The sequence below is a fragment of the Syntrophorhabdales bacterium genome (genome assembly GCA_035541455.1).
Taxonomy (GTDB): Bacteria; Desulfobacterota; Syntrophorhabdia; order Syntrophorhabdales; family WCHB1-27; genus JADGQN01.
In genome coordinates, this window is record DATKNH010000048.1 from 1 (window position 1) to 13,090 (window position 13,090).

Annotated in this window: 14 protein-coding genes; 5 read left to right on the forward strand and 9 right to left on the reverse strand. The window is 55.1% G+C overall.

The annotated features are described in order from the left end of the window. The 4 genes from VMT71_05450 to VMT71_05465 all read left to right on the forward strand — a co-directional run. Nucleotides 1-239, forward strand: a 239-nt coding sequence (locus VMT71_05450; GenBank protein ID HVN23395.1) for a hypothetical protein, incomplete at its 5' end; no start/stop codon positions are given. Nucleotides 240-344: 105 nt separating this feature from the next. After that, nucleotides 345-1,652: an AMP-binding protein gene (locus VMT71_05455; protein HVN23396.1), complete on the forward strand. Its 1,308-nt coding sequence runs from the start codon at nt 345-347 to the stop codon at nt 1,650-1,652. 2 nt (nt 1,653-1,654) lie between these two features. Next, a complete protein-coding gene (locus VMT71_05460; GenBank protein HVN23397.1) occupies nt 1,655-1,813 on the forward strand; it encodes a hypothetical protein in 159 nt (52 codons plus the stop codon). 209 nt (nt 1,814-2,022) lie between these two features. Next, nucleotides 2,023-2,790 (forward strand): IclR family transcriptional regulator, encoded by a 768-nt coding sequence (locus tag VMT71_05465; protein ID HVN23398.1) that lies wholly within the window; start codon nt 2,023-2,025, stop codon nt 2,788-2,790. 72 nt (nt 2,791-2,862) lie between these two features. On the opposite strand, the gene VMT71_05470 is transcribed toward VMT71_05465, so the two are convergent. From VMT71_05470 to VMT71_05510, 9 genes are all read right to left on the reverse strand, one after another. Then, complete coding sequence (locus tag VMT71_05470; protein HVN23399.1) at nt 2,863-3,927, reverse strand: TRAP transporter substrate-binding protein; 1,065 nt, start codon at nt 3,925-3,927, stop codon at nt 2,863-2,865. 78 nt (nt 3,928-4,005) lie between these two features. Beyond that, the gene (locus tag VMT71_05475) at nt 4,006-5,307 is read right to left on the reverse strand and encodes a TRAP transporter large permease (GenBank protein ID HVN23400.1); all 1,302 of its coding nucleotides are present in this window, start codon (nt 5,305-5,307) and stop codon (nt 4,006-4,008) included. Next, nucleotides 5,300-5,794, reverse strand: coding sequence for a TRAP transporter small permease subunit (locus tag VMT71_05480; GenBank protein ID HVN23401.1), 495 nt, complete (start codon nt 5,792-5,794; stop codon nt 5,300-5,302). Before VMT71_05480 ends, VMT71_05475 begins: the two co-directional genes overlap by 8 nt. A gap of 14 nt (nt 5,795-5,808) precedes the next feature. Continuing rightward, nucleotides 5,809-7,290, reverse strand: coding sequence for a UbiD family decarboxylase (locus VMT71_05485; protein ID HVN23402.1), 1,482 nt, complete (start codon nt 7,288-7,290; stop codon nt 5,809-5,811). Nucleotides 7,291-7,367: 77 nt separating this feature from the next. After that, nucleotides 7,368-8,123 (reverse strand): class II aldolase/adducin family protein, encoded by a 756-nt coding sequence (locus VMT71_05490; protein ID HVN23403.1) that lies wholly within the window; start codon nt 8,121-8,123, stop codon nt 7,368-7,370. A 101-nt stretch (nt 8,124-8,224) separates the two neighbouring features. Further along, nucleotides 8,225-9,289, reverse strand: a complete 1,065-nt coding sequence (locus tag VMT71_05495) for a TRAP transporter substrate-binding protein (GenBank protein HVN23404.1) — start codon at nt 9,287-9,289, stop codon at nt 8,225-8,227. A gap of 46 nt (nt 9,290-9,335) precedes the next feature. Beyond that, entirely contained in the window at nt 9,336-10,637 is a 1,302-nt protein-coding gene (locus VMT71_05500; GenBank protein ID HVN23405.1) for a TRAP transporter large permease, read from the reverse strand. Further along, a complete protein-coding gene (locus VMT71_05505) occupies nt 10,630-11,115 on the reverse strand; it encodes a TRAP transporter small permease (GenBank protein HVN23406.1) in 486 nt (161 codons plus the stop codon). Before VMT71_05505 ends, VMT71_05500 begins: the two co-directional genes overlap by 8 nt. A gap of 324 nt (nt 11,116-11,439) precedes the next feature. Beyond that, nucleotides 11,440-12,453 carry an NYN domain-containing protein gene (locus VMT71_05510; GenBank protein ID HVN23407.1) on the reverse strand — a complete coding sequence of 338 codons (1,014 nt, stop codon included), beginning with the start codon at nt 12,451-12,453 and terminating at the stop codon, nt 11,440-11,442. A gap of 56 nt (nt 12,454-12,509) precedes the next feature. Here VMT71_05510 and VMT71_05515 point away from each other — a divergent pair, with 56 nt between their 5' ends. Then, nucleotides 12,510-13,085, forward strand: coding sequence for a hypothetical protein (locus VMT71_05515; protein HVN23408.1), 576 nt, complete (start codon nt 12,510-12,512; stop codon nt 13,083-13,085). Nucleotides 13,086-13,090: the final 5 nt, after the last annotated feature.

The window sequence follows — 13,090 nt, forward strand, 5'->3', positions numbered from 1 at the left end:
TCAGTTTTCTAAGGGGTGAGCCTTTCGTGCCGCCGCCCCCTGATACGGCCGTGGGCGCGCTGCTCGGGTACGTCACTACCCCACGGAAAGATTTTCAACCGATGAACGTGAATTTCGGCCTCCTGGCCAACTACAGCAAGAAGCGGAAAGAACACGTCATCAAGAATGCTTTAGCCTCGATCAGCGCATGGAGAGAAGAGATCGAAAGAACCCCGAGCAAAGGCAAAAAGGAAGATTGAGTTACGGCTCACCTTTGTTTCTGATGCGAATTTCGTTGACAATTCCTGATCTGTTTGTTAATTTAGGAACACGGTTTTACAATATGAAATGCGGAGGCTAGAAGCATGAAATACTGGAATCCTTACACGGAGACAATGCCCCAGGAACAGCTCCAGGCCATTGAGTTTGCGTACTTCAAGGAATATTTGGCGTACGCAAAGACACATTCGGCCATGTACAGGGAAAAGCTGAAAGATATCAATGTCGGTGACATCAAGACGATCGAAGACGTCCGGAAGATTCCCTTTACGTACAAGGATGAGTTGCGTGCGCAGCAGGAAATAGAGCCCCAGAATTTCCCGTACGGCGCACTGCTCGGTGTGGACATCAAGGATGTTTCCTCTTTCCGGCAGACGAGCGGCACGACAGGGAAACCGGTCTACGTGCCGGAGAGCTATGAGAGCTGGCAGTGGAGAGTGGAATCGTGGTGCCACATCCTCTGGATGGCCGGTTTCAGGCCTCACCACAGGGTATTTCTCCCGGTCGGCTACAACGTATACGTTGCTTTCTGGGAATGTCATTATGCGTGCGAGAAGGTGGGCTGCGAGGTTGTCCCCGGTGGAGCGCTGGACACCAAGGGACGCGTGAACAAGATCATCGAGATAAAAGCGAACGCGATGGGATGTACGCCTACTTACGGCCTCAACATAGCAGAAGAGGCCATCAAGATGGGTATCGATCCGAAGTCGATGGGCATTGAGCGCATGATCTGCGCAGGAGAGCCCCTCCCGGAGGCGACGCGCACCAAGCTGGAAGAGACCTATGGGGCCCACGTGTACGACCATATCGGCGGCACTGAAATCTGCGGCTGGGCTGGCATGTGCGAAGAGAAGAAAGGGCTTCATATCATTGAGCCGTTCTTTTTGATCGAAATCCTTGACAGGGAAACGCTCTCGAAAGAGGTGGCGGAAGGCGAGATAGGGGTCGTCGTGATCACGCCGCTGGGAAGGCATTCCTTTCCGATGGTCAGATTCAACACCAACGATATGGTCATCAAGGGAAAGGGGGGCTGCGCATGCGGCCGGACTTCCAGGAAGATCATGGAGGTAGTGGGAAGAGCCGATGATCTTCGGAAGATCCGCGGTGTGCTTTTCTCACCAAAAACAGTAGAACAGTTCATAAGGGAGGAATTCCCTGAAGTGGTCGAGTTTGAAATCGTCGTCACGAGACAGGGGATCATGGACGAACTTACGCTCCGCATCGAGCCCAAGCCAGGCATCGGCAAAGAGAAGGCTGAAGAGCTCAAGGGCCGGGTCAAAGAAAGAGCGAAAGTGAAAACTAACCTGACGATGAACGTAACGCTTGAGCCTGAGGGCGCGCTGCCGAGATACGATCTCAAGGCACGGCGATTCAAAGACCTGAGAGGTAAATAACCATGGACGAAATCAGGAAAGAGATAGCAACAATAGAGCAGAGTGCCAAAAGGCTTAAGGAGTTGGCGCACGAGATGCCCGGGATCAGCAAGAATGCAGACATCATACTCACGTTCACATTCTTGCTCAAATTTGTAACGCCTGAGGCGAAGAAAGTTTGAAAGAAAGAGGGGCGCGGAAAATGCATATGAGCCGCGCCCCGAGATTCCTCATAGAGGGAAAGTCCGCTCCCAGAGTGTTGCCCGAAGCATTCATCAGGCAACAACGCCCCGAATAGGCACGCGTGAAACGACCCATTTCTTTGTGCACATGATAGCGGAACAGGGAGAGACCCTCCGGGCGTCGAAGCCAGTTGGTTTGTATAGATTCTATGGATGAGCAAAAATATAACGTAAAGGTTCTCGAAAAAACCGTCAGGATACTTAATCTCTACACCTATACCGAGGGAGCGCTCACCCTCGATCAGATCGCAAAGAGGGCCGGTCTGTCCAAGACGACCGCTTTTCGTATTCTGAAGACCCTCGAGAAGCACGAGATTTTCAAGTATAACGAGAGAGAGGAGACGTATAGCCTTGGACTCAAGCTTATGGAGCTGGGGGGGATGGTCTACTCTTCGCTATCCATTCGGAAGGTCGCTTCACCGTATCTCGATTCCCTGGCCCATTCCCTCAAGGCAACGATACTTCTGGGCATCATAAAAGACGAGCATCTGCTTTACATCGACAAGAGAGAATCGGAAAGTATCATCAGGGTTTCCTCGTACATAGGGCTGAAAAGACCGCCGTATTACGGAATGCTGGGGATGACGCTTGTTGCCCACATGCCGGATGAACAGAGGAAAAAGCTTCTCCAGTCGTACCCTCCGGAGAAGATCACCAGCAAGACGGTCGTCGATGTCAGGGAGTTGATGCACAGATTCGATGAGACAAAGAAGTCCGGCTACTATGTCGAGAGGGAAGAGGCAATCGATGGGGTACTGGGCATCGGTGTGCCCATACGAGACTTCTCCGGCAATGTTGTGGCAGCCCTTGGCGCCTGCATGCCCGTGTTTCAGGTGAATGAAAAGTTCACGCAGCGCGCTATCAAGGAATTGACCGCAGCCTCGGCGTCCATCTCAAAAGAGCTGGGCCACAAGTAGAAAAAGGTAAACCTCTATCTGTTTTATCTCTTGCCTCTACCTTCTTTATCTCTTTCCTGCTTCACTCTGCTCTTAGTAAGGAGATGCTACCTTTAGTTCCTTCTCTTTCTTTGTCCAGACGGGAACACGCTCGTTTATGAATTTAAGGTAGCCTTCCAGGTCTGGTCTCTTATTTCCCTTAGCCTCCAATTCCTTCAGGTGCTTTTCGATGACGGGGTGGGCAGCGGTCGTCCACCGCTTCGATTCCTCGTCTGAAAGCGGTATCAGCTGACCACCGTTCTTCAACAGAAAATCACGGCCTTCTATATCGATGTCGTTCGACGCGACGCCGTACTTGTCCTTCCACTGCGCTGCAGTCTCGGTGAATATTTTCTTGGCATCTTCGGGAAGCGCATTCCACTTGTTTTTGTTCATGACAATGTAGAACGTGTAGACTGTGCCCACCTTGTACGAGAGCGTGGCATACCGGATGATCTCACCTGTCTTCCAGCCTTTCTGAACTTCCATCGAAGTGAGAAGTCCATCCACAACGCCCCGTTGCAGACCGTCGTAGATGTCTGCCATTTCCACTCCAACCGGGGTTCCACCCAGAGCCTTCAAAACGTCGGCAGGTCTCCCGGTAGCCCTGATCTTCAGGCCCTTCAGGTCCTCAAGTGTTCTTACCGGCTTCTTCACCGTGGAGATAATCTGTGGTCCCGTTGAATAGAAGAGGAGCACGTGAACAGCGTCCCATTCCTTCTGGTGAAACTGGTTGTAGAAATCATTTGCTACCTGACCGGCGACGTACCCGCTGGGATAGCCCAGTGGCAGGCTGAGCGTCTCCGTGACAGGGAAACGGCCTCTGGTGTACTCGCAGTGGGAGAGACCGATGTCTGAGACACCGTTTACCACGCCTTCAAACATTTTCGTGGCGGTCGTGAGAATGCCGCTTGGGTAGTACGCGATTTCGACCTTTCCATTGGTGCGCTTCTTTATCTCGTCGCAGAACTGCTGGCCCAGAATGGCGTACTGGTGGGTTGCAGGAAAGAAGTTGCTGAACTTGAGCTTCACCGGCGTCTGCGCAAAAAGAGGCGCTGAGGGCAGAGACGCGATGCACAGCACCAGCGACGCTAACACAAGCAAACTCAGTTTTTTCATGACTACACCCCCAATTTGTTTTGAATTCAACGAGCTCTTGCGGACAGCTGATCACTGATGACTGACAACTGCCGTTCATCATGGCATAAAGTAGTGCGGCAGAAAGAGCGCGAGCTGTGGGAAGAGAAAGAGCAGAGCGCCGAACACGACTATGCCGGCCAGGAACGGATAGACACCGCTGTAGATCACGCTCATGGGTGTCTTCGTAATGTTGGTGACAATGAACACATTAATCGCGACCGGGGGTATGACCACGCCGATCATCTGCGTAACGCCGATCATTATGCAGAACCATATCGGGTCGAATCCCAGCTTCAGCACAGCAGGGAAGAAGATCGGTGTCGCAAGGATCATGAATGCCAGGTCATCTATAAAGGAGCCGCCCAGAATGTAGATAAGGCAGATGATGATCATGATGATATTCCGGTTGAGGGGCAGCGCCACCACCCAGTCTGCCATGATCTGAGGGATGTTCGTTACGGCAATAAAGTGACCAAGGACGGCCGAGCCCCCGATCAGCATAAGCATCATGCACGCGGTGCGCATGGAGTCGCTCACGGCCTTGGTGTAGCCTTTGAAGTTGAGCTGTCGCCGCAGGAGTACGAGCAGGGCCACCGCGGCAGTGCCCACGCTTCCGGCCTCGGTAGGCGTGAAAAATCCCTTCATCAATCCCACGATCATGAGCACGAATATTGCCAGCACCACCACGACTTCAGGGAGGCTCATGAACCGTTTTTTCCAGGTCGACCGTTCTCCGGCCGGCGCGAGCGCCGGATTTTTCTTACCCCATACATAAATCGTGGCCAGGAAGGTGGCAGCGACAAAAAGACCGGGAATGATGCCGGCGAGGAAAAGCTTACCAATCGACTGTTCGGTGATGATGCCGAAGATGATGAGAAAGACGCTGGGCGGAATCATGCATCCGAGTGTCCCGACCGTGGCAACGATGCCGGTGGACAGCTTCTTGCTGTAGTGGTAGCGATCCATCTCGGGTATTGCGACGCTGGCAAAGGTTGCCGCCGTGGCTGCGGCCGAGCCGCAGAGGGCCTTAAATGCCGTCGCGCCGCCGACGGTTGCCATTGCCAGCCCGCCCGGTATGTGGCCGATGAAGGTGTAGGCCGAATCGTAGAGTCGTTTGGCGATGCCGGAGTTGAATGCTACCTGGCCCATCAGGATGAAGATGGGGAAAACCGTGTAACCATAGGAAGCGAAGACTTCGAAGAGATCTTTCGCTACAAGGTGCATGGCCGCTTCAAAGGAGACGAGGTAGGCGAATCCCAGGAAACCGACCAGCAGCATGGAGAAGGCCAGTTCGATGCCGGTGAGGAACAGCACAAGAACTGCCGCCAGGCCTACGCATCCGGCAATGACCTCATTCATGGCCGCCTCCGAAACTGTCCCCGGCGATCTTCAGGATGTCGCAGAAGAGCACCACCGAGAGCACAAAAAAGCAGAATCCCACGCCGTAGGCGATAGGGTAGAGCGGCAGCTCAAGCGTAGGGGTTACCTCATCGACGCTGTAGAGATTCTTGCCTATCTTGAATACGTTCCAGCTTATCATCAGAAAGAGGGCCACACCCACGCATCTCGTCGCGACCTCAAATGCGTGCTTGGCGCGCTTCGAGAGTTTGTCGAGGACGAAGTCCATGTAGATATGACCCCTGACCCAGGAAGTGAAGGGCGTGACAAAACCAATGACGACGCCACCGGCCATGGCGACGATCTCGTAGACGCCCAGTATGGGCCTCCCGAGCGCCCTGAGCACCACGTCGCAGACGGTGAGCAGAATAATGAAAGTGAGAGCGATGCCTGCGATCACTTTCATGAATTGAATGACCCGGAACACGGCGCGCAGAAAGGCGTTCATCGCTCTCCCCCCAATCACAGATCCGGCTCGAACGCGTCTATCGCCGGTATATCGAAGGGCAACCCGTAGCTCTTCCACCTCTGCTGCACCTTCTCGTAGGTGGGTTTTGTCAAGCGGGTGCGTTTGGAGAAGGTCTTCAGGAACCTGTGCTCCTTGCAGGCATTGATGAGTGTCTTGGAGCCGTAGGGCCGCTCCTCGGCCGGGTTCTTGGTGGGGTCGAGGTACGTTGACCAGGTATTTCGGAGGATGTCGATGTCGCTTGCCGGGTCACAGCGTGTGGACATGGCCCATATCACCTGCTCTATGTCGGTAGGGTCTACATCATCGTCGACCACCACGATCCATTTGGTATAGTACGCGGAGCCGGAACACTGCGCGGCGAGCGCCGCAACCTGGGCCGCATGGCCGGGATATCGCTGCTCGATGGAGACGACGACCATGCCGAATCCACCGGCCGCCGCAGGCACTGAGTAGACGCCGCGTATGGCGGGCACGCCCACCGTTTCCAGATCGTCCCATATTTTGGCTGAACGTGCGATGCCGAAGAAGAGGTTCTGTTCACACGAAGGATGATCGGCCATCAAGGCGGCTGTAAGTATCGGCTGGTTGCGGAAGCGCACACAGGTGACATCAATGACGGGTGTCGGTCCACCGGGGCGGCCGTAGTAGCCCTGGAACTCGCCAAAGGGCCCTTCGGACTGCAGGTCATCGGGATAGGCAATGCCTTCGATCACGATCTCTGCATGGGCGGGTATCAGGAGATCAACCGTCTTGCCTTTCACCACCTCATAGGGCCTGCCCATGATTCCGCCTATCGCGTCGTACTCTGAAATGTTCTTAGGAAACCCCATGGCAGAGCAAATGAAGAGCAGGGGATCTGTGCCGTATACGGCCGCAACCTGGCAGGGCTGGCCTTTACTCCAGCAGCGCTCACGGTGGAGCAGGGCGTCTTTGCCTGGAGAGACATAAAAGCCGACCTGCCGCTTGTTCATGATCATCTGCCGGTAGGTCCCGAGGTTGATGTAGCCGCTTTCAGGATCGCGGGTGATGATGGAGTCGCCCGTTCCGATGTACCTGCCGCCGTCATGGTGCCACATTTTGGGCGCAGGGAACATAGTGACGTCTATGTCTTCTCCGGTAAGCGTGTTTTCATTGATAGGTGCGTCTTTGTCACTTATCTCCCGCGGGGGGATCCTTCGCTTGTAAATGTCTTTCGTCATCCGGATCATGTCGAGGGCGCGTGTATTGAGAGGAAGTCCCAAAGCGAGGGCGATCCTGTTCAAGCTGCTGCCCAGGATGTTACTCAGTACCCGTTTGTCTTTGTCGTAGCCCTTCACCTTTTCAAAAAAGAGTGCGGGACCGCCGAGTTTCTTACCCGTCAGATACGTAATGGCAGAGAGTTCCTCATCCCAGTCAACCTCTTCCTTGATCCTGGCCAATTCGCCGATCTTTTCTGCTTCCTGGAGCCAGCCTCTCAAATCCTGCCATTCAATCATGCTTCCTCCTCATTGCGATAAACGTCGTTGCGTCCATCGTCCGAGCCGAAGGCGATCGTCTATCGTCCATCGGCTTCTTACCGCATATCAGACATATTCCTCTTGACTCTGGCCACCCAGTAGTTCCACATGCGCTCCAGGGGAAGGGCGTTAAAAAGGGCGATCTCCATGGCTCGCTTTGCCTCTGCGGGTGAGAGGTATTTCACGTCAGCACCCAGTTGCAGCGCCTGGAACTGCATCGCTGCATTATCGCGCAGGTATATGGCAGAAGCCACCACGTGCAGGATGCTTTCCCCCACCACGTCGCAGCCGTGGCCGCGCAGCAGGTGGGCCCTGTAGTTACCCAGATGCTGCGCCAGACGTTCCCCTTCTTCTTTTGTGGAGATGAGCATGCCGCAATCAGGCTGGTAGTCATCGTAGACCGGAACGCCCTGGTAGAGAAAACTTCCCACGTGCGTGACCGGTCGAATAGGAACGCCGGTCACCGAGAAGGGTATGACCGCGGCGGGATGACCGTGAAACACAGCATTCATGTCAGGGCGTGCCTTGAGGATCGCACCATGGATGATGCGCTCTCCGTAAGGCCTCAGGCTTGTTTCTGTCAAGACGTTTCCATCGAGGTCTATCTCAAGAATGTCGTCTGCGGTAACCTCGAAGGGCGATATTGAGCGCGCCTGGAAAAACGAGTTGGGATTCTCGGGGCTTCTCAGGCTGACGTGGCCAAGGGCATCGAGGATTCCTTCGTTCGCGAGTATCCTGTTGGCCATCACGACCTGCTGAACTGCTTCACTGATTGTCTTCGGGGTTTTCTTCGGCTCCTCAACCGGCATCATGGCATGTTTTCTCCTGCGCGACGTATTCAGGTGAAAATCGCACTCCACCCTGGTGCAGGCGGAGTGCGATTGGTCTGCTCTTGGAACGTCAGGTCTGCTGCTTAATACTGGTACGGCGTAGGTATCTTCTGGGCTTTCTCCTGGCCCTTCCAGTAGTCGATGCGCTCTTTGATAAAGGCTATCCAGGAATCGACCTCTTTGGCGGTGTAGCCCTTGGAGACAAGGTCCTTCTTGAAGTCGACCACAACAGGCTCAGAAGCCTTTATCCACTTTGCGGATTCCGCATCAGAAATATTCAGCACCTGGCCGCCGTTGCTCTGCAGGAACTCCCTGCCCTCGATGTCTATCTCGTTCCAGGCCAGGGCCCACTTTGGTTTGTACTCGTTGGTCACGTCGTCGAAGAGCTTTTTCATGTCGGGAGGAAGGGCATCCCATTTACGCTTATTCATTGCCACGTAGAAGGAAAAGACGCTTCCCACCTTCCAGCAGGCGGTGACATACTTTTCCAGTTCGCCGATCTTGAAGCCTTTCAGCTGTTCCATGGGTCCCATGTTCCCGTCGAGCACGCCGCGTCGGAGCGACTCGTAGAGGTCAACCATCTCAATGGGCATCGGGGTTGCGCCGAGCGCCTTGACGAGGTCGCCGACCCTGCCCGTACCCCGGATCTTCAAGCCTTTGAGATCATCTAAGGTCTTCACCTGTTTGTTGAGGGTCTGGAGGACATTGGCCGGGCTGGTGCCGAAGAGCAGCGGGTGGAACTGTTCCCATTCCTTGGGTTTGAACTTGTCATAGAAGTCGTTGGAGACGAACGTCCCCACCCAGCCGTTCGGAAACCCGAGGGGCAGTTCCATGATTTCCATGACCGGAAAGCGTCCTCTCGAGTAGGCACAGTGGGAAAGCCCGATGTCGGCGATGCCGGTCGCCACGCCCGCGGCAATCTTGGGCGCGGTCAGGAGGGTGCCGCCCGCGTAGTAGGATATCTCGATCTTGCCGTTCGACCTTTTATTGATCTCTTGGCTGTACTGGTCGAAGAGCACCGCGTTCTTGTGCGTCGGCGGGAAGAAGTTGGCGAACTTCAGTTTGATGGGTTCCGCGGCACGGGCACCTGAATACATAGTCAAAAGAAAAGAGACGATTACGACAAACAAACTTACTCTTCGCATCATGATGCTACCTCCTTGATAATGTTTGGTACACGCATGTGGCCTCATCTCACTTAAAGAACACCGACGGCAGCCAGAGCACCAGCTGCGGGAAGACGAATAGCAGACCCCAGACGATGATGAGGGAGATCAGAAACGGGGTCACGCCCTTGTAGATCTGGCCTATGGGCACCTTGGTGATGTTCTTCACGACAAAGACGCAGATGGCCACGGGCGGGATCACGACCCCGATCATGGCAACGACGCAGATGCATATCCCGAACCACAGCGGGTGGAAGCCGAGCTTCAGCGCTGCAGGGTAGAAGATCGGTGTTGCAAGGATCATGAAGGCGAGGTCGTCGATGAAGGAACCGCCTATCTCGAAGACAAGACAGATGAAGATCATGATGATATAGCGGTTCAAAGGCAGCGTCACCACCCAGTCTGCGGTCTTCTGGGGGATATTGGTGACCGCGATGAAATGGCCGAATATGGCGGAACCGGCAATGAGCATGAGCAGCATGCCCGCGGTCCTGAGCGACTCTGATACGGAGGAGACGTACTTCTTGAAGGTCATGTCCCGTTTGAGGACGGTCAGGAGAAGGACGAAGAAGGTGCCGACCGCGCCGGCCTCCGTGGGTGTGAAGTAGCCCTGCATGATGCCCCCCACGACCAGGCAGAAGACCACGAGGACCCAGAAGATCTCGGGAAGGGACTTCATCCGCTCGTTCCAGGTCGCCCTGGCCGATTTGGGCGCAATACCAGGATTCATCTTGGCCCAGCCGTAAATGATGCCGATGAAGCCGACGGAGATGAGCAGGCCGGGGATCACGCCCGCGAGGAAAAGCTGGCCGATCGACTGCTCGGTGAGGATACCCATGATGATGAGGGTCACGCTGGGGGGTATGATGCAGCCTAAGCTCCCCACCGTGGCGACAATGCCCGTGGAGAGGGTCTTGCTGTACTTGTAGCGGTCCATTTCGGGAATAGCCACGCTGGCGAATGTTGCTGCCGTGGCTGCAGCCGAGCCGCAGATGGCCTTGAACCCGGCGGCGCCGATGACGGTGGCCATGGCGAGCCCCCCGGGCACATGGCCCACAAACTTATGCGCGGCGTTGTAGAGCCTGACGGCGATCCCTGCGTTGAAGCCGATCTGGCCCATCAGGAGGAAGAGCGGGAAGACGGTGTAGCCGTAGTTGGTGATGACGTCAAAGACGTCCCTGGAGATCAGGTTCATGGCAGACGTCCAGCCGTTGAGCCAGCCGAAGCCGATGAACCCCACGAGGGCCATCCCGAAGCCCAACTCAATGCCGGTCGAGAAGATGGCAAGCAGAAGCGCGAGAGAGATGATGCCTACGGTAACCTCATTCATATTGGCCCCTCCAGATCCTGACGATTTCGACAATGAAGACAATGCACTCTAAGAAGCAGCAGACGGCCACGCCGTAGGCGACGGGGTAGAAGGGCAGCTTGATGGTAGGGGAGACTTCACCGGAGGCGCGGAACTCGGCCCCTACGTTCAGGAGGTTGTAGCCGATGAAGATGAAGAGCATGAGGACCAGGAGGCGGGTGAAGGTGTTCATGAGGTCCTTGCCCCTGGGCGAGAGCTTCTCCATGAGGAACTCCATGTAGACGTGCCCCTTGTCGAGGGAGACCTTGGGGATGCCGAAGCCGATCACGATCGCGAGGGAGAGGGCGACGATCTCGTAGGTGCCGATGAGGGGATGGCCGACTGCCCGCAGGGAGACGTCCGCCACCGTCAGCAGCATCATGCCTGTGAGGGCCACGCCCGCTATGAAATTGAGAATCTTACTGAGGAATCGTAAGCCATTGTAGATGCTATCCATCATACCTCCTTCCTGGGTTCGGCAGCGCAAACAATTGACCGTGCACGCAGAGGTGGTTTGATCGGTCAGACGTTCCTGACAGGTGCCGAAAAAATGTAGCTATTCTATAAATTACACGCCTCGCATTGTCAAGATAAATCTCTCATAAACGCAATGGGCTTCCACGATGTGAAATCGCTGATCGGGGCGCGTGCGGAAGGGCTGCGGCGGATAGAAAGGCGGGGAGGACAGCTTGGCCACGGTGAAAAGGATCTATGTAAAGGTGAAGGAACTGGAGAGGCGGTACAGGAAGAACTCTGGATAAGGAATTGGCGAAGGTGACAGGGCCTAGTTCTGGACCCGTCTGACCGCGTGTTTAAGACCTTCGACCTTCGACTCTACCAAACCTCGAGCTTCGGCAGCCTGTATGAACTCTTTGAACTGGGCGAATCCCAGCGCGCCGAACTGCACCTTCTTGTCGATCAATCTTGAGTTTACCGTGCGATAGGAATGATACGCAGGGGGTCCACCTTTGTCGAGATCTTTCAGGATCTCCAGGAGGATTGCGAAGGCTTTCTGTTGCGGTCCCTCGCGTCTCAGCGCATCGGTCACCGGATAGACGAGAGCTTCCGCTCCCTTTCCTTCAATGGTTACAAAGCCCGCTTTCACGGCAGCGGAGACAAAGTCGCTCCAGTGTGAAAAATTAAGCTTCTTCTCGTTGAAGTTCGGATTTAACATCTTCATCCTGATCTTGACCGAGCCGAGTCCCGGGCTCACCTTTTTCTTCAGCATGAGGTCGGCAGCTTCAGCGAGCAGTTGGAACCAGTCTTCCTTGGAGGTGGGTGCCGGGACACTTCGCTGCTGAGCCGTCTTCTCTTCTGTTCCGGGTGTGCCTTTTGTAGGCGACTCTTCATCATCTCCGCCCGGCACCAGTCCGCGATAATCCACGTAGCTGTCTGCCAGCGCGAGGAGGTCTTCCGAAGCGTTCTGTGTGTTGCACACGATGTGCACCATTTTCCCGGCTCGGCGCAAGGCGAGCACTAGAAAACGGAAATCGCTGTCACCCGTCACGAGAATGAAGGTGTCGATGTGTTCGTGGATACGCATGACTTCCATGGCATCGGAGACCAGCACCATATCAGAACTGTTCTTACGCCCCTTGGGTACGTGAACCAGGTAGAAATACCTCCTGGTAAGGGATGGCGCGAGTTTAGAGAACCCGGGATTGGCCCAGTTGCCGTAGGCGCGGGCAGCCACGATTCTGCCTTTGCTTTCCGCATGCTCTATCAGTCCCTCGAGGAAGAGGGAATCGGAGCCTGGATTCACGTTCTCGAGATCCCACAATATGGCGACATTGCTCATGGACCGTATCCTCTCAGCAATTATACAAATTTACACAGTGGGGCGCAACACTAACGATGAACGATCACGTCGGAACGACGACCGTGCCGCGAGGCGGCACCCCGGCAAAGCACTCTGTTGCAAGTAGTGGCACGGTGCAGTATAGTACGTGTGCTATGGGCCATATTCCTTTACCGACGGCTGTCATTGCACTCGCCATGCTTTCATTCTCTATAGTCATCGTCAGCAAGTTGGGGGGGAAAATTCCCTTAACGTCGCGGGCGAGGGTCACGCTCCTTCTTGTTGGTGTCGCTGCTCTCTCCGCTGGTGTCTATTTACATCTCACAGAAACAACCTTGCCCACGCCAGCGCCGGCGAATGGGAATCAGACGGGGAAGATCGAAAGGAAAGCGTTCGAGTTTACCTTTACTCCTGCCCAGGCCCGCTGGGGCGACGAAGTGGCGATCGAGGTCCCTTTCTCCGCCGAATCCGTCACGGTCTATTTGAACGGCATGCCGCTGCCAAAAAGGCTGCGTAATGACGGCCGGACCATTCGGGTTACGGTTCCGTCCGGTGCAAAAACGGGTTATCTGGAATTAGAGCGGGAAGGGGTGCGAGTAAGGGCTTCCTCTTCACTACTCATCAGCCCTTGATCAAC